This window comes from Tumidithrix helvetica PCC 7403 (genome assembly GCF_965232925.1).
Taxonomy (GTDB): Bacteria; Cyanobacteriota; Cyanobacteriia; order Pseudanabaenales; family Pseudanabaenaceae; genus Tumidithrix; species Tumidithrix helvetica.
Genome location: NZ_CBDDRA010000002.1, coordinates 288,176 through 304,497, shown reverse-complemented (window position 1 = coordinate 304,497; position 16,322 = coordinate 288,176). Strand labels below are relative to the sequence as shown.

Here is a 16,322-nt window from a genome sequence, read left to right as displayed (position 1 = left end):
GGTCATGACAAAAGTCATAGTTTTTAAGTGCGAGAAAGTGACTAAAGAGCGCGATCGAAAGTGACACGATGCCATACATTAAGAGGTATGAAACTGCGATCGCCCATTCATACGCACCCCTTTAAACTGCTGCTCTATTTAGAGTGGGCATTACTCGCGATCGCTTTTTTGACAGAAGCCTTACCAGCTCCAGTGCCCTCCCTTGTGCCGAATGGCACTGCGTTCAACTTGCTGAGCTTATTGGGGTTTGGCTTGATGGGGTTGTGGCTACCTACAAGGCGTTGTCGGCACAAACTGGTTTATACAGGCATCGAAGTTGCGCTGATGCTATTCATGATCATGCCTAGTCGGGTCATGCTGTTGCCCCTAGTCTGTGTGGTTATGGTAATCCGTGGTTGTGTGATGTTTTCTATGTCTGGTCGAATCGCGACCGTTGCTACTGCCTTTGGACTGTTTCTGGTGGGGCAGATGCAACATTTTCAAAGGTTCCAAACTCTTGTTCCATCTAGATTAGATGCTTTACGAGTTTTTAAACTCCATGGGGTAGACCCCCTCGCATCTGGACTGGATTCGCTCAAGCAGTTCCAGATTGGCTTATCGATTATTGTGGGTCTATGTCTAATCTTTGTGTTATTGCTGGTGAATGCGGTTTTATCAGAGCGACAGAGTCGTGAAGAACTCGCAATCGCCAACGATCGCTTGCGCCGTTATGCCTTACGCATTGAAGATCAGGCAAAACTAGAGGAACGCAATCGCATTGCCCGTGAAATCCACGATTCTCTAGGGCATTCTCTCACTGCGTTAAACATTCAAATGGAAACGGTTCTAAAACTCTGGCAGGCAAATCCCGAAAAAGCCGCCACTTTTTTAGCCGAAGCCAAGCGCCTTGGTTCCACAGCTTTACAGGATGTCCGTCAATCGGTTGCTGCGATGCGATCGGATCCGCTTGAGGGGAGACCTTTAGACGAAGCGATCGCTTCTCTCTGCCAAGAATTTCATCGCTCGACTGCGATCGTGCCTGACTTCCAAATCGATGTACCCGAGTGCATTCCATCAGATATTAAGGTCGCTGTATTTCGGATCGTACAAGAGGCTCTCACCAATATATGTAAATATGCTGAAGGTGGGCTAGAACCACTAACCGTAAAAATTTGGTTGCAGATGCAGAATGCGAGTTTGCATTTGCAAATACAGGATAATGGCAAGGGGTTTGAACTAGGACAAACCAGGACAGGCTTTGGCTTACAGGGAATGCGAGAAAGAACGCTTACGCTGGATGGGCAATTTCATATTCACAGTGCGATTAACTCAGGCTGTGAGATTAATGTCTATTTCCCTCTTCCCAAGCTAAAACTGACAGGTCCTCCGACTCCTTTACCCCTAGTTCCATCTTGGAATCGAGAAATAAAGCCAGACAGAGGGCATTGCCTCTAAACACTTTCGGGGTTGAATTCTAAAATTTTGTGCTTAAGCCCTAACTATCAACAAAAACTATGATTCGCGTTCTGCTAGTTGACGATCAAGGTTTAATCCGTCAGGGTTTACGGGCATTACTGGAGCTAGAGCCTGACTTAGAGATTGTGGCGGATGCCGAGAATGGTGAAGTTGCTCTAAATCTACTGGAAAGCTTGAATGCCACGAAGTCATTACCCGATGTCGTTTTGATGGATATTCGGATGCCAATTATGGATGGTGTTGCCGCAACTCAAATCATCAACCAAAAGTTTCCTAGTGTGAAGGTTTTGGTGCTGACTACCTTTGACGATCGCGACTATGTGACAGAAGCCTTGGCAGTAGGAGCAGTCGGCTATTTACTCAAAGACACCCCTTCCGAAGAGTTAGCCAATGCGATTCGCACGATCCAAAAAGGCTACACGCAGTTTGCCCCAGGGATTTTGCAAAAAGCCTTGCCCAAAGCGAACTCATCCCTAGCCACACCCACGAGCAACAGCAAACTGAACGCGAACGAACAACTGCCCTCAGGATTTCACGATCTCACCACGAGAGAGCGGGAGGTGTTACGCCTAATTGCCACGGGCGCAAGCAATCGAGAAATTGCCCAATCTCTCTATATTTCTGAAGGTACGGTCAAAAACCACGTTACCAATGTACTCAGTCGCCTCAATTTACGCGATCGCACCCAAGCCGCAATTTTTGCCAATTCAATTTTGGAGTTGCTATGAAGTTTTCAAATTCTGGGCGAAGCATTCGCAACGATTCCAGTTTCCATCAGCAAAATCTATCTGTGTGAATGCTTCGCGATAAACCGTAGGGGCAATTCATGAATTACCCCTACGGTTCTCTACTATTATTTAACATCATCTTGAGACTCAGAACTAGACGAGGTGTTAGTTGTGGGAAGATCGACTAGATCGTCTAGGCTAGGAGCGCTTCTAGGTCTCTTTTTCCGCTTTTGTGCGGCTCGCGCCCAACCCGTGATTCGCCAAATACCAAAAAATAGTCCTGCGGATACCAGTGCTTCAAAGTTCCATTTTACAGACTGCTTAATGAGTCGGCGAAATGCATTCCTTTTTGCATTTTCAATGCCATCTTTGACTGCTGCGTCTTTTTTCGTGAATTCAGTTTCAAGCTGTTTTCTTAATGCTTGAGGGTTGCTCAGATCTAACTTGACTCCGCTGTTTTGCTGTTGTAGAGCAGTAGCGCCTTTAACGAGATCGGCATCACTCACATTCTTGAGATTATTCATCGCCTGCTGAAACTGGGAAGCTTGCCGAGAAAGCTGAAAATTAGCTTCGGTATTGTTGTTGTTATTGATGCGAATGGTGACGCTAATTCCAGCGAACATCATCGCAATAAAAAAGATTGCCAGCAACAGCGAAAGCCAAGAAAGAAGCTTTGTGATGGATTTACCCAATGATGTTCTGGCTTTCGATTCACCATAAAACACAAAAACCAACCCGAGAATTGGCACTGGAACGCTGCCAACCAAGCTACCTAATGTTTGAAATACCCAAGTTTCGTCAGTAAAGCGAGGAGGTATTAAAGCATCACCAAAATTAGAGATCGTCAGCAGCAAAAGACCATAGCCGACAAATCGAAGCAGAGAAGCAGAAAGATCGTTGTTACTATTGGTGGTCATACCATAATTCAGGACAAAAGTGCCAAGTATGTTAATAGAAAGATGAATTTTAAGAGGTCGGAAATCTCGGTTTCCACCATTCATACCATGAAATCCAAGCTTTTTCTAATTTTTGCTCGGCATTGGCAACTGAGTCGCCCTCTAAAGAAGTTGACAGTTGCGACCATAGACAGCGACGATCGCGCAGATCGTCTTGTCCCAGTAACCAACTAATAATTGTATTTGGCTTGAGCGCATAGGCACTCATATTTTCGTCAAATTGCTCGGTGGTAACGGTGCTTTGTCCTCTGGGGTTAATACAGGCACTGAGATAAATGCGATCGCGAACGGTAAAAATTGTGTAATGCCCCAGCCCTTCTTTATAGCGGATGCCTTTTCTGATTTCGTCAGGTTCAGCTTTAAGCTCGGCATAATCTTGCAAAAAGGCAGTCACGTCACCTGTGGTACGAAACAGATAGCGCACATCAATGTCGATCGGGTTGCGATCGATCGCAAACTGGTAGTGCATTCCCACCTTATAGCGTACTTTTGAGGCGAGTCTAGGGGCATCTTTATCGGCGATCGCCGTACTACGATTGGCTGGTTGCCAGTTTGCGATATCGATCGTGTTTGGAAACGTAAAAGGGGTCGGGTTGCCAACATTGGGATCGAAAATAGATTTTGCCAAAACCACCAAACTGGCACTAGCAATTACGGCTAAGAGAGAAAATCTGATTTGCTGCCACTTGAGCATCTTAACGATTGGGGTTGTTTTTATTTTTCTATCAGTATTTCAGGAATTGGCTCAAGAATTGATCGTAGTTCGCGAAAAAGTTCGTTAGCATCGCCCATATTTCGCGATCGCTTTTGCTTGACCCAATTCTTTGAAGTTAAGCCATGCCCACATTTGGTCTCCGTAGGAAAAATGCCACCATTCATTGGGGTGACGTTGAAACCCATGGGCAGCCATAATTTGACATAGTAGTTCTCGATAGGCGTGAAACGATCGCGCTTCGGGACTGGTGGCAGTTTGAAAATAATTGGGAAACGAGCGATCGCTAATTTCATCAATGGCTGAGCCCATGTTAATTTCCTGCCGATCGCGATCGACTAAGGTAATATCGACCGCCGCACCCGTGCTATGGGGTGGTGGCGTGTTTGGATCGTCACTTGGAATTGCCCAAAACTGAAGTACCTCTGCCATCAACTCACGTTCCTGTTGCGCCGATAAATGCTCTCTGTCTAACTCTTGAGCCTTTGCTAGCTCGCATAGCGTATGCTCCACCATAAACCTTTGTACGGGAATGGGGCGATAGGCGTCAAAAACTTTGATCTGCCAACCAGCATAAATCGTCTGTAAAAATTTTTGGGCAGCCTGTAAGCGATCGCATACGCCTGTTCGCAAATAAAAAGGGGACTTATTACCATAGGGCGCACCCAAGGCTTGATAGGCATGAGGTGCTTGAATTACAAAGCTTTGAGAGATTTCTACTAGGGGCTCGCCGCAGTCAGCGATCGGAATAATTTGATATGGCTTCACAATTTAGTTGTGCCAAAACCATGAATGTTCGTTATCATTATCCGCTAAATCTTTCGATTCGCAAAACTAGAAGACTAGTACTTTTACCTAGATACAGCTAGAATTTGCCTATTACAAAATGTAACAGTATGTAACTGTGAGGAGGGTAACGCTATCGTTTCTGTCACACCAGCAAATCCAGTAAATGTAGATCAAGTCCAGTCCAAGCCCGATGACGAGCAGGGGGCTTCTGAGCTACATGTGATCGGTAGAGCTAGCTTGCAAGGTCATGTCCCGATCAGTGGCGCTAAAAACTCGACCCTAGCGATTATGGCGGCAGCATTGCTCTCCTCAGATGGTTGCCGTATTTACAATGTGCCCTCCTTGGTCGATGTCCAACGCATGACCGATATTTTGGCAGCCTTGGGTGTAAAAATTACCAGAACCCATGATGCCCTTGACATTGACACCAAAAATATTCAACAGAGTTGTGCGCCCTATGAGCTAGTCAGCCAACTTAGAGCTAGCTTTTTTGTGATTGGTCCCCTGTTAGCCCGACTCGGTTCGGCTCGCGTGCCTCTACCTGGAGGATGTGCGATCGGAGCTAGACCTGTCGATCTGCATGTGCGTGGCTTGCAAGCCTTAGGGGCAGATGTCCAAATTGAGCATGGCATTGTCCAAGCCTACTCGAAGCAAAAGGGTGGCAGATTAAAGGGAGCCAAGATTTATCTCGACTATCCCAGTGTTGGGGCGACCGAAACCCTGATGATGGCGGCTACTTTGGCAGAGGGAGAAACCATCATTGAGAATGCTGCCCAAGAGCCAGAAATCGAAGATCTTGCCAACTTCTGCAAATCGATGGGTGCCAGAATTCAAGGTGCAGGCACAAAAACGATCTTAATTGATGGTGTTCCTAGCCTGCATACGACCAACTTTGGTATCATTCCCGATCGCATTGAGGCAGCAACATTTATGATTGCAGCAGCGATTACCCGTTCTGCACTCACCCTCTCGCCTGTGGTTCCCGAGCATCTGATTGCCGCGATCGCCAAACTCCAAGAAATTGGCGTGCGTGTCACCCAAGAGGCGGAAGATTGCCTGCGGGTCGAAGGCAGCGACCTCTATCGCGGTACAGATATCGAAACCCTTCCCTATCCAGGATTTCCCACCGATATGCAGGCGCAGTTTATGGCATTGCTCACGGTGAGCGAAGGCAATAGCGTAATCAAAGAAACCGTATTTGAAAATCGCTTGCAGCATGTCGCCGAACTTTGTCGGATGGGAGCGAATATTCGCTTGAAGGGAAATGTGGCGATCGTTAAAGGCGTGCATAGCTTGTCTGGTGCACCTGTGATGGCTACCGATCTGCGTGCTTCTGCGGCGTTGGTACTGGCAGGTCTAGCGGCTGAGGGTGAAACCATCATCAAGGGTCTACATCACCTCGATCGCGGCTACGATCGCATTGAAGAAAAGCTTCGCAATCTCGGCGCAAAACTCTATCGCACCACGGAATCCTAAATCAGTTCCATTCAGGGGAATCGATAGATTCCCCCGATGTCAGAATATTATTTAATGGGAACTGGCATTTTGGTGACTGATGTCCATTACTTTAATGGTAATTGCTCAACCCACGGAAATTGACAAAAACGCCAAAACTGGCAGAGTAAAAGCATGAAAGAACTTCCCGACTTAAAACAGCAAACAGAGGCAGCGAAAGATGCCTTGATAGTAGAGCTATGGGAAGAACTGCAAAAAATACAACGGCAGTTAGAAAAGAAGCCAAAGAAAACCTCAAGAAACTCAAGCTTGCCGCCCGCCCAGGGATTCAAAGCAGATGTAGCGAAGAGCAAGAGAAAGAAACAAAACGGGCAGGAAGCATAGGAAGAGAAAGCGGCGGTCGTCAGTTAAGTGAGAATCCAGACCAAATCATTAAAGCAACCGTAATACCATTTTCAAAAAGTGATGCAACGCATCTTTTTGAAAAGACCGCGCGGAGCGCGGAACACAAAACCCGATCTGTCGCAATTTCAAGAGAAATTGGTATAAAAAGCTGTACAGGATGTGGGAAAGAGATCGCAGAATCGATACAGACACGGATGGAACGGTATGACAAAATCGACATTTCACCAATCAAACCAATCGTGACCAGAGTAGAAAGATATGGTTGTAAATGCGAAAATTGTGGACAGGAACAAATACCCGAAGCACCCGCAGGGATGGTATCAGGAAGTCCATTTGGGCAACGCATCGCCGCCTTAGTGACAACAATGAGATACAGTCACGGGATCAGCTATCGTCGAATGCAGCAAATGATGGGAGAAGTATTTGGCTTAGATATCTCTGAAGGAGCGATCGCCAACCTGTTATCAAGAGTCAAAGGGCAACTAGAACCAGAAGTAGAAAATATCGTCGAAGCAGTCCGAAATTCACGACTAGTGTGCAGTGATGAGACCAGTGCAAGAGTGAATGGCAAAAATGCGTGGGAATGGGTATTTCAGAACGAGCAAGTATGTTTCCATATCATTCGACCTTCTAGAGGAGGAGATGTGATTGTGGAAGTGATGGGAGAACATCAACCCGAAGTGTGGGTGTCAGACTTATTTAGTGCTCAAAAGACACATCCAGCAGCAGAATGGCAAGTATGCCTAGCCCATCAACTAAGAGATTGTCAATATGGCATCGACGCAGGGGATGAGGTTTTCTCTGGCAGAATGAAAAAACTGTTGCTACGGGCTTTTTCACTCCATAGACGATGGGCAGATTTAGCAGAAACCACACGTTATCAATATCGATGTAGGTTGTATCGAGACCTTGAGGCAGTTCTAGCTTTGTTGCCCATACAAGAAGATGGAGTTAGATTACAGAAACGTTATCTGGAGTTACGGGAAAACTTATTTCTATTTTTAGATGACCCCACAATTCCACCCACAAATAATGCAAGCGAACAAGCACTTCGTTGGAGTGTCATATTTAGAAAAATCACGAATGGCTTTCGTTCTGATTGGGGAAAAGATCTATTTGCGGCTGTTCGTTCTATTGTCAATACTGGAAAGCGACAAGGTTTATCTGCTTTTCAGTCGATTCTTGCGGCTTTGAACCCTCTCGAAGCCTTATTCCCTCTAAGTTGAGCAATTACAACTTAAGTTCATCTAACCCGAAGAAGCTCCGGTCTAGAAGAACGTCTTGGGCTTTCTGATAAGACGACTCAAGCATAAACTCTGAGCGGCTCTTGCCCTGCACTTCAGCCGCACGATCAATTACATCTCGTTGGTTTTGCTTAGCTCGGATATTGATTGTGACATCGCAGGTCTGGCTAACCGACCCTTCACAGGCTGAGGCGGACATAGCGCTTACCTCTAACGCTTCAATTGTAACGCGACCTCCTTCAACTGCCTCAATCTGAAGTTTAAAGCCATACAACAAACCCATTCCCACTAAAGGATCTGCATCAGAAGCTGCAACATCAATAATTTGCTCCTGACCATCCCAGATTACTGAAGCCTTGTATATTTCAAAAACTACTTCACTCCCATCACCTAATGTACCAATATCTCGATAGTGCCAAGGTAACCCAAGAGCTGTGATGATAGAAAGCGGTAAAGACAAAAAACTGGTGAATCCTGTATCAATGACAGCATCAAAGGCTATTTTGGGTGAACCGATACGACCGACTGCAACTTTGATAATCGCTTCACAATTATTATTAACCACACCGAACATCATAAGGACTTTTTCAGACTGCGACTGCCAAAACGAAAGACGGCTCTATGTCCAATCCGAATCACCCAAGGTTGAGCATCGGGCTTACGTTCATAAAGTTTATCAACCGCTAAAAGCGTTGAATTAGCCACCTCAAAATCTCCAGTCTCAATGTCAATAGCAACTATTTTGCCGTGATTGCCCTCTTCGACCTGTGGACGTATTTGCGTTTGATAAATTAGATCGCCACGTTGGGCGAACTCTTCTTTGCTGTAGCGGGGTTGACGGATTGCCATGATTACGACTTTTCCTAGATCGTTACCTTATCTGGCATTATAACTGACCAGAAGCTGCTCCAAAAAATTTGGTGTCACAACCAACTATCTCTATTCCGTTCGCTGCATTTGGATTTTAGACTGTGCCTCACCGATAGCTTATAATACATTATCCTCGTATGATTGGGAGTTTAAACGATGTCTCTTTCTGAGTTAATTCCTTTAGTGGAAAATCTGAGCCAGTCAGACAAATTATCACTCTTCAAACTCTTAGCCGCACAAGTTCCAGATGCTGAACTACAAGCTATCTTTTCTGCATCAGAGTATCCAGTTTGGTCGCCCTATGACGTAACAGAAGCTGCAAACATACTGACCAGAATTGGATAAAGGCTGCAAGTTGTTCGATCGCTTTTTGTCCCTATTCACTGTTGGCTAGGCTAGGCGATCGCTGATGTATTTACCGATGCTCCAGTATAGTGCGATCGGTTCTTGATTTACGGTGGCGATGACCTTTTGCTGAGCAGTTTTGATAAGGGTGAGAACTTCAGTAAATTGAGGCTGCAAAGAGTCTGTCATTCTGGCGTTCCTGTCTTCAATTTTGGGATGAGAGCGCTAGCATCAGTCTATCAACTGCCCAATGGGTTTATAGAGCAGTATTATCTTTAACTTTTCCGAACTCAAAAACGAAGCGAACCATTTTTGCTCGCATAATCTCGACTAGAAACAGACAATATTAACGGACGTAACTGTTTGGCATAACGATTGAGTTCAGCCGCTACAGACAACCTTTGTTTTGTTGAACTAGTCATGTGTCTTTGACCACTCGCTTTCTCGTAAATTTCGCACCCAAGTAGTGCTACCTAAATCTTGACGATCTCGCCACATTCCAACAAAAGGATCGTTCACTAAATCAACATTCAATGAAGGAGAGATCGGTTCAGCATATGTGTACTTCTGCTTCAAGAAGGCTATCAGACTGACTACTTGGCTTTGCGCGTCAGCAGGGAGAGATAAAAACTCGCTTAAAACCTCCTGATTTGTCATGGTTGTACCCTCTAAAAAGAAATAAGCATCTTCACTCCAGTCAATTAAGATTATAACGGCAATAACGTTTTTGAGTCCAATCTAGAGTCAAAACGAATTTTTATTAACTAATTAGCATTAAAAAGGCGTGTCACATTTTATTAACACACCCGACAAGATCATCGATCGCACTTTACGCTAGCTTACGAGCAAGTTCATCTGACTAACATAGCTGCATCGATCGCAAAAAGTACCCTTAGAACTTTACGCTGTGCCTTGTTTTTTGCCTCAAACTCGCAACCACAATCGGACATTGCGCCTCCTTGGCGATAAGTTGTTCGATCGCTTTTTGTTCCTATTCACTGTTGGCTGGGCGATCGCTTATGGATTTACCGATGTTCCAGTATAGTGCGATCGCTTTGGTCTAACGGTGAAGTTATGCCGCGATCGCTTACTCACGTTGATGCTTTATCTGCTCGCTTCTAGCATCTCGAACGATCTTAATCCCTCCACGTATAACTACGATTGAAATTATCAAGCCAATAATTAAGTCAGGAAAGCGCGAATTCAGAAGATTCACCAGTAAACCAGCAACAACTACACCTAGGTTTGCAATCACGTCGTTACTTAAAAAAGTCCAGCTTGACCGCATATGTACTTCATCATGTCGATGTTTAGCCATAAGAAACATGCAAAATGAATTGGCAATCAATGATAAGAGAGCGATGCTCATCATCAAGCTAGATTCTGGCTCACTGCCAAAGATGGCTCGTTTAATCACATCAACCTAAACAAAGCTCGCTAAGGTAGTTTGAAAAATGCCACTTAAAAAAGCTGCGCGGATTTTTTTCGCTTGTGATTTACCAATTACATAAAGCGAAATTCCAAAAACTGCCGCGTCAGCAAACATATCGAGGGAATCAGCAACGAGAGCAGTCGAACGAGCTAACGTCCCAGCAATAATTCCAATGACAAACATGGCTGCATTGATAGCAAAAAGTACCCTTAGAACTTTACGCTGGGCCTTGTTTTTTGCCTCAAACTTGCAATCACAACCTGACATTGAGCCTCCTTGTCGATAAGTTGTCCGATCGCTTTTTGTTCCCATTCGCTGTTGGCTTGGCTAGGCGATCGCTGATGTATTTACCGATGCTCCAGTATAGTGCGATCGGTTCTTGGTTTGCGGTGGCGATGACCTTTTGCTGAACTTTGGATAAGGGTGAGAACTTCAGTAAATTGAGGCTGCAAAGAGTCTGTCATTCTGGCGTTCCTATCTTCGATTTTGGTGTGAGAGCGCTAGCATCAGTCTATCAAATGCCCAGTGGGTTGATAGAGCAGTATTTTCCTTAACTTCTTCGAACTCAACAACAAACGGAGCGATCGCTATTGGTATAACGATTGAGTTCAGCGGCGGCTAATAACTTTAGCATCCCCTAAACCACCTTCATTCCGCCGCTGCAACGATTTGTTATGCTGCTTGTACCTGCTAGTTTACTGAGTCTCCAACAACCGTAAGTTTATTAGTAAAACTGTGGTTTGAGCAGACAGAAACTCACAAGGTTGCATAGATAATCTTTAGTATACTGAAATGGAGGCTATTTTCTCTTTCGGGTCAATATTATCAACAACAAAATCATGGATTTTCCGATCAAGTAGCTTCAGCTTATCAGCATTCTCTCCACCAAGTTTCCAATAATTTTGATAATCATAAGTCGTAAGATACAATTGGCTATCGAAGCTCACTACAATTAAATCATCTTTGTCAATTTCTTCGTCATTTTGCGAAGAAAGATCAACTCTCTCTAATAAACACTCAAGAACCGTTGAACTTTTTTCTAGTTTTCGTTGCTTTTTCTGAACTTCATTGAAACACTCTTCAAGTCTGCTGATATTTTCATCTTCTACCTGAATAATTTCCTTCCAATGATCAAGGCTCAAGGTGAATAACCATTCCTTAAAATTTGAATATTCTGTTTCAGGGTAAATTGCTTGATAAGCAGTGCTCAAAGCAATAGCTATCTGGCGATCATGAACACCCAAGCTAATTGCATATACTGCTGCGGTAGTTGATACTCCATGAGTTACAAACGAAGTAAGACCTTTGAAAATATTAGGAAGTTTTTCTCCATTTAAGTAGAAGGTGACATGACTAATTAGAGAGTTAAATCCCCAGGCAAAAGCATGAGTCACTTTTTCTAGCTTTTTAACAACATTTTCAGTTTTTCCCTCAAAGTATAAATCTGCTAACTCCTTGTACCCTTTACCCTGAAGCCAATCTATTAAGGGATTAATGTTATTAAGCTGGAGAAATTCATTAAGTTCTGGAATTTTTTTAAATAAATCATAAGTCTCTTGCCAAAATGCTTCAGGTAAATCAGTTAGATTGGTGTAATCATCTATTCTTTCAACGAGTCTCTGAGCATATTCTGTTATTAGCTGATTGCCATCTATTCCCAAACCAGTAAGATTAAACAATCTACGCTGTTGAATATCTGGCAACCGATTTTTGAGTGATATCGCTCTTACTTTTAGAGCATCTTTAAATTCAGACAAAATATCTTGCAGATCTAAGGATTGAACACTACATAACAATCTTTTAAAGATGATTTCAATTTTTTCCTCGTCAACCTCATCAATGCAAGATTCTAGAATCCATGCCAAAATCTGTGAATCTAAATAGGATAAAATTTCTGTTTGACTTTTTCTTGCATTCGCTGTCATTTTTGTTGTCCAGTTCTCATAGTTATCACCATCTTTTCTAAACTGACTTGTTGAGGATTTTGCCCACAGAGATAAAAATTCCTCAGTTGTCTCAAGTGAGAGCAACCTTAATTGGGTTAAATTTCTTATACCTGAAATAATAAAACTTTCTGATACTTCAGTTGATTCTTCGCTTTGAACTCGCTTCAAATCCTTTTCATCACAAAAAATAATGTGCCCTTCCGTTTCAGCTCCAGCCCGACCAGCACGCCCGACTGTATTGGCATACTGAGACATAGTAATTGTGCCGTACATAGACAATGAATGAACAATTACATTCTTAATTGGTAGGTTTACTCCCTGAGACAGCGTAGTGGTAGAAATAATCAATGGAATAATATTACTTCGTACTGCATTTTCTATACGCCGTCTAACTGTACTGGGAAGTTCAGCATGGTGATAGCAAAATCCATGACTAATAGCTTGCACAAGTAAATGCTCAGAACCAAGCAGTTCAGCAAGTTCATGTGAAATCTGCTGCATTTCTTGTGAGATTGCTAATGGCTGATCTCTTAAGATTGAAATCAAACGATTAGCGATCTCTTCAACAAGAGGCTTGGTTGTTGTAAAAACTAAGGTGGAACCAGTTTCTATATAGTATCGAGACAGTCGTGCTGCAATCAAAACACTGTCTATAGAATAATAAGATTTGCCTTTTTTGTTTTTACGTTTAGTTTCACATTGAGATTTCAGAAAATTTAGTGGTATGAAAAAATTATCGAATGGATAATCATCAGTTTGAGCTAAGTACTGAACTGTAGCCCTTGGGTCTCTTCCCTGACTCCATTTAAGATATCCTAATCTTTGCTTAGTAGGTCGCCAATCTATTTTGACAACATTGTGCTCGTCACCACAAAGCCATTTAGCAAAATCTCCAGTATTATTGATAACTGCGGAAATTCCAATGACTCTAGCATGATTTTTTTCTGCAATTGCCAGCACTCGTGAGTAAGTTAACTCTTGCCGTAAACTTCTAGGACTTGCTGCTGCGGAATCATGCGCTTCATCAATGATAATGAGAGCAAGCTTATTCTTAAATTCTTCATTGCTACGAGTTAACAGATCTAGTTTTTCAGGTGTCAAGACAAAAACCTGATTATCTTGAAGAATATCTTCTTCTAGCTGATTAAAATCATAGCCACCATAGAGGATAGAAACGCCTATATTGACGCGGGATAAGCTGATAGATAGACTGCTCTCTACTTCGTATGCCAAAGCCCTTGTTGGCACAACATAAGCACAAATTCTATCTGGTTTATTATTAAGTGCGTGGTAAATTGCTATCTCAACTGTTTTAGTTTTTCCTGCACTTGTAGGCATAGCAATAATGAGAGACTTATCCTCTAGTAAACCTTCTTGTAAAGCCTTCTGTTGTGATTTCCACATTGACATCATTGGAAATTTCCCAAGTGTGGATAGGAAGCGCAGGTATAGCTTCCAGTCATCTCGACTATCGGCAAGACGGATGTTGATGAGTTTCTGTGCTGAATTATCGATTAAACTTTTGAGATAATTGCCTATGGAGCACAGGAGAACATAAGAACGATAATCGCCAATAGTTGCATATTGCTTCCCCGCAGATGCTATTAGGTTAGGAATTTCCAACTGATGCAACTCATCCCCTGTACGAAGGTATTGAATAAAATGTGCGAATGCTTTAGCAGTTAGATAATCACCAATGTCACTAATTTTTTCAGCTATCCAGCACATCCACTCTTCTTCTTCAGGCGCGTGTTCTGGTTCTTCCAATTTCTTCTGAGAAAATTTGAAAAAGAAGTGAGCCAGAGTATCTTGTATTTGAATTACTTCTCCATTTAATAGGTATGAAAGAAGAATTCTTGGTATATCGGACTGTAAAGAATCTTTAATGTCTTGATTGCGTAGAATTTTTGATGCGAGAACTTTGGCGTTAGCGTTATAACCTGCCAAACTATAAAGTAAAGCACTTGTAACGATATTATCTACAGCACTAAAGTTTTGACCATCCTCAAGCCTCAAAATTGCCAATCTTTCATGAATTACAGCCGCTTCTTTTAGTACCTTCTCTGCCTCATCAGAATCATCCGTCAAAAGATTATATCCTGTTGCTCCAAGGAAGTTAGCTGCTTTCTCTAATTTAATAGGATCATACTTGTAATCGATAGATGTTCTTTTTTGATTCTTTAAATCAACGGTTAAAGCTTCTGAGGCTAATTGATTATGCTCATTCTTAAAGACGGAATTAGCAAGTAGTTTCTGTACATCTTCTAATTCGTTAATTTCAACGTTTGGGAGTGATATTTTTGTCGGAGTCCTATTTTCTTCTGTTAAGGCTATTTTTTGTTGATGCTCTATCCAATTTGGGATTAGAAATGTATTAATAGTCAAAGGCGGCTGAATGGCATCAACAACAGCATCAAAATGTGTATCTTTCCATTTGCTTTGCTCTGTCACTATGAAAGCTAGATATTCAGTCTTATAGCGATGATTATAGGTATCAAGAAACTGTTTAACCATCCTAGCCTGTTCATATTTCCCAGATGTCTTAAGAAGATTAATGATAAAATCTAAAAGGGTTATTGAGCCTTGCTGAACGTTGAGTAATCCATCACTAGCTTTTTCAACAGCTTGCTTCGGATTACTGCCATAATTTTTGACTTCTACAACTAATAATTTCTCTGGTGTGCCGTCTGTTTTGAATCTCATTCCAAGTAAGTCATCTCCATGCATTGCCATTTTTCTATTGGGGGCAAAACGGAGTTTAAAGACAGGGATTATATAGTCTGTGGAACCAAGTATGTAAGAAGTCGCTATTGCCTCACCAATTGTCCCATTCCAAACTTGGGTATTATTCTCAGTGGCTTCATGAAGATACTTGACAATAGACTCTAATCCATTTTCTTTAAAGTTCTCTATCTCTTCAAGAATACTGTGTGGATGTTGGCAGAAATAGGGAATAACGATTTTTAAGTGACGTAGAAAAGTTTCTACATCGTTTGGAGTAATTTTTTGCTTTTTAATTTCATTTTCAGTAGGAGTGGAGCAAGAAACAAAAACTAAATTATCTATGAATGCTTTGAGAAAATCCATTTTTTTTACTGTAAGAGTTATTGTAGTGAGTAAGCTACGAAATCTTAATTCTATCTATACTCTTTTTCTCTTTAGTAATTTTCATAGTAATTTTCACGAGATCTTAACCCATAACCAAGCTAGGTAAATCGTACAGGCTTGAGAGGTGCGGCATAACGCTCCCACTCACCGGACGCATATAACCTTTGAATTTCACAGATCAATTTACTTCGTTCCGGTGCAGTGGGCTAGTTGGGTGACAGAATGAGTTATCTTAGCTATGCAAAATAGTCATTACTGAATTCTAAGTTGGTGAAATTGAAAACTCTGGTTGCCTAGCTCGTAAACATTAACAATTTTTGTGACTATTGAACCATCTTGCAAACTAAATTCCACAATAAAATCACGTTGTGGCGGATTCGATTTTAAGAGATAACCTGCTAATTGAACTGATTTTACACACTGTTGTGACTTTAGCCACGACTCAATCTCATCAAGCGACTGGGCGTTGTTAATCGCCTTAGCTAGTGTAGTTTTGAAAATCTCAAAATCGTTAGTTGAAAGTGAATCAGTGCACATATCATTCAATACTTTTAGTAACCTACCCTTTTCTTAAGATCCAAATGGTACCTGTCCCAGGTCGGTACAATGACAGGTGATCTAGTTTGCCACTACTGTCATAATCAAATGCGAACGCTCGATCAGCAGGAGATTTGAGATCGTAGCTACCAATTCCACTACCTGGGTCGCCTTGTGCGTAAACTGGAGTAAAACTCCCACCACTATTCTTCAAAATCCAGATGGTACCNGTCCCAGGTCGATACAATGCTAGGTGATCTAGTTTGCCACTACTGTCATAGTCAAATGCGAATGCTCGATCGGCAGGAGATTTAAGATCGTAGCCACCAATTCCGCTACC

At 42.5% G+C, this 16,322-nt stretch carries 17 protein-coding genes and 2 pseudogenes; 8 read left to right on the top strand and 11 right to left on the bottom strand.

The genetic code is table 11. The features are described 5' to 3' along the window. The first annotated feature begins 60 nt into the window (after nucleotides 1-60). The gene (locus ACP2WE_RS03205) at nucleotides 61-1,434 is read left to right on the top strand and encodes a sensor histidine kinase (protein WP_425214139.1); all 1,374 of its coding nucleotides are present in this window, start codon (nucleotides 61-63) and stop codon (nucleotides 1,432-1,434) included. Between the two features lie 59 nt (nucleotides 1,435-1,493). Further along, nucleotides 1,494-2,183: a response regulator transcription factor gene (locus ACP2WE_RS03200; RefSeq protein ID WP_425214138.1), complete on the top strand. Its 690-nt coding sequence runs from the start codon at nucleotides 1,494-1,496 to the stop codon at nucleotides 2,181-2,183. A 125-nt stretch (nucleotides 2,184-2,308) separates the two neighbouring features. Here ACP2WE_RS03200 and hpsJ-A read toward each other — a convergent pair whose 3' ends face one another. The 3 genes from hpsJ-A to ACP2WE_RS03185 form a co-directional block, all read right to left on the bottom strand. Further along, nucleotides 2,309-3,100, bottom strand: coding sequence for an HpsJ-like protein, cyanoexosortase A-associated (hpsJ-A, locus tag ACP2WE_RS03195; RefSeq protein WP_425214137.1), 792 nt, complete (start codon nucleotides 3,098-3,100; stop codon nucleotides 2,309-2,311). Between the two features lie 49 nt (nucleotides 3,101-3,149). Further along, the gene (locus ACP2WE_RS03190) at nucleotides 3,150-3,833 is read right to left on the bottom strand and encodes a cyanoexosortase A system-associated protein (protein WP_425214136.1); all 684 of its coding nucleotides are present in this window, start codon (nucleotides 3,831-3,833) and stop codon (nucleotides 3,150-3,152) included. A gap of 84 nt (nucleotides 3,834-3,917) precedes the next feature. Beyond that, nucleotides 3,918-4,619, bottom strand: a complete 702-nt coding sequence (locus ACP2WE_RS03185) for a M15 family metallopeptidase (RefSeq protein WP_425214135.1) — start codon at nucleotides 4,617-4,619, stop codon at nucleotides 3,918-3,920. 240 nt (nucleotides 4,620-4,859) lie between these two features. Here ACP2WE_RS03185 and murA point away from each other — a divergent pair, with 240 nt between their 5' ends. The 3 genes from murA (at nucleotide 4,860) to tnpC (ending at nucleotide 7,726) form a co-directional block, all read left to right on the top strand. Continuing rightward, nucleotides 4,860-6,116 carry a UDP-N-acetylglucosamine 1-carboxyvinyltransferase gene (gene murA, locus ACP2WE_RS03180; RefSeq protein ID WP_425214134.1) on the top strand — a complete coding sequence of 419 codons (1,257 nt, stop codon included), beginning with the start codon at nucleotides 4,860-4,862 and terminating at the stop codon, nucleotides 6,114-6,116. A gap of 153 nt (nucleotides 6,117-6,269) precedes the next feature. After that, nucleotides 6,270-6,479, top strand: coding sequence for a DUF6444 domain-containing protein (locus ACP2WE_RS03175; RefSeq protein WP_425214133.1), 210 nt, complete (start codon nucleotides 6,270-6,272; stop codon nucleotides 6,477-6,479). Next, the gene (gene tnpC / locus ACP2WE_RS03170) at nucleotides 6,422-7,726 is read left to right on the top strand and encodes an IS66 family transposase (protein ID WP_425214226.1); all 1,305 of its coding nucleotides are present in this window, start codon (nucleotides 6,422-6,424) and stop codon (nucleotides 7,724-7,726) included. Before ACP2WE_RS03175 ends, tnpC begins: the two co-directional genes overlap by 58 nt. Before the next feature lie 4 nt (nucleotides 7,727-7,730). On the opposite strand, the gene ACP2WE_RS03165 is transcribed toward tnpC, so the two are convergent. From ACP2WE_RS03165 to ACP2WE_RS03155, 3 genes and pseudogenes are all read right to left on the bottom strand, one after another. Further along, complete coding sequence (locus ACP2WE_RS03165; RefSeq protein ID WP_425214225.1) at nucleotides 7,731-7,943, bottom strand: type II toxin-antitoxin system TacA family antitoxin; 213 nt, start codon at nucleotides 7,941-7,943, stop codon at nucleotides 7,731-7,733. 12 nt (nucleotides 7,944-7,955) lie between these two features. Then, nucleotides 7,956-8,321 (bottom strand): annotated as a pseudogene (locus ACP2WE_RS03160) (clan AA aspartic protease); the annotation flags it as partial. Then, nucleotides 8,318-8,593, bottom strand: coding sequence for a hypothetical protein (locus ACP2WE_RS03155; protein WP_425214132.1), 276 nt, complete (start codon nucleotides 8,591-8,593; stop codon nucleotides 8,318-8,320). The pseudogene ACP2WE_RS03160 and the gene ACP2WE_RS03155, both read right to left, overlap by 4 nt. A gap of 177 nt (nucleotides 8,594-8,770) precedes the next feature. Here ACP2WE_RS03155 and ACP2WE_RS03150 point away from each other — a divergent pair, with 177 nt between their 5' ends. Next, nucleotides 8,771-8,959 carry a hypothetical protein gene (locus ACP2WE_RS03150; protein ID WP_425214131.1) on the top strand — a complete coding sequence of 63 codons (189 nt, stop codon included), beginning with the start codon at nucleotides 8,771-8,773 and terminating at the stop codon, nucleotides 8,957-8,959. Nucleotides 8,960-9,004: 45 nt separating this feature from the next. Here the strand turns inward: ACP2WE_RS03150 and ACP2WE_RS03145 are convergent, their stop codons facing one another. The 3 genes from ACP2WE_RS03145 to ACP2WE_RS03135 all read right to left on the bottom strand — a co-directional run bounded on the left by ACP2WE_RS03145 (nucleotide 9,005) and on the right by ACP2WE_RS03135 (nucleotide 9,616). Then, nucleotides 9,005-9,148: a DUF1016 N-terminal domain-containing protein gene (locus ACP2WE_RS03145; RefSeq protein ID WP_425214130.1), complete on the bottom strand. Its 144-nt coding sequence runs from the start codon at nucleotides 9,146-9,148 to the stop codon at nucleotides 9,005-9,007. A gap of 101 nt (nucleotides 9,149-9,249) precedes the next feature. Beyond that, nucleotides 9,250-9,381 carry a hypothetical protein gene (locus ACP2WE_RS03140; RefSeq protein WP_425214129.1) on the bottom strand — a complete coding sequence of 44 codons (132 nt, stop codon included), beginning with the start codon at nucleotides 9,379-9,381 and terminating at the stop codon, nucleotides 9,250-9,252. After that, nucleotides 9,374-9,616 carry a hypothetical protein gene (locus ACP2WE_RS03135; RefSeq protein WP_425214128.1) on the bottom strand — a complete coding sequence of 81 codons (243 nt, stop codon included), beginning with the start codon at nucleotides 9,614-9,616 and terminating at the stop codon, nucleotides 9,374-9,376. The genes ACP2WE_RS03140 and ACP2WE_RS03135 overlap by 8 nt, the downstream gene beginning before the upstream one ends. 250 nt (nucleotides 9,617-9,866) lie before the next feature. Here ACP2WE_RS03135 and ACP2WE_RS03130 point away from each other — a divergent pair, with 250 nt between their 5' ends. Further along, nucleotides 9,867-10,004 (top strand): hypothetical protein, encoded by a 138-nt coding sequence (locus ACP2WE_RS03130; RefSeq protein WP_425214127.1) that lies wholly within the window; start codon nucleotides 9,867-9,869, stop codon nucleotides 10,002-10,004. A 42-nt stretch (nucleotides 10,005-10,046) separates the two neighbouring features. On the opposite strand, the pseudogene ACP2WE_RS03125 reads toward ACP2WE_RS03130, so the two are convergent. Further along, nucleotides 10,047-10,658: pseudogene (locus tag ACP2WE_RS03125) on the bottom strand (cation efflux transmembrane domain-containing protein). Here ACP2WE_RS03125 and ACP2WE_RS03120 point away from each other — a divergent pair. Then, entirely contained in the window at nucleotides 10,658-10,801 is a 144-nt protein-coding gene (locus ACP2WE_RS03120; protein ID WP_425214126.1) for a hypothetical protein, read from the top strand. The pseudogene ACP2WE_RS03125 and the gene ACP2WE_RS03120 sit on opposite strands and share 1 nt — an antisense overlap. Before the next feature lie 369 nt (nucleotides 10,802-11,170). On the opposite strand, the gene ACP2WE_RS03115 is transcribed toward ACP2WE_RS03120, so the two are convergent. Further along, the gene (locus ACP2WE_RS03115; RefSeq protein ID WP_425214125.1) at nucleotides 11,171-15,424 is read right to left on the bottom strand and encodes a Hachiman antiphage defense system protein HamA; all 4,254 of its coding nucleotides are present in this window, start codon (nucleotides 15,422-15,424) and stop codon (nucleotides 11,171-11,173) included. Between the last annotated feature and the right edge of the window lie 898 nt (nucleotides 15,425-16,322).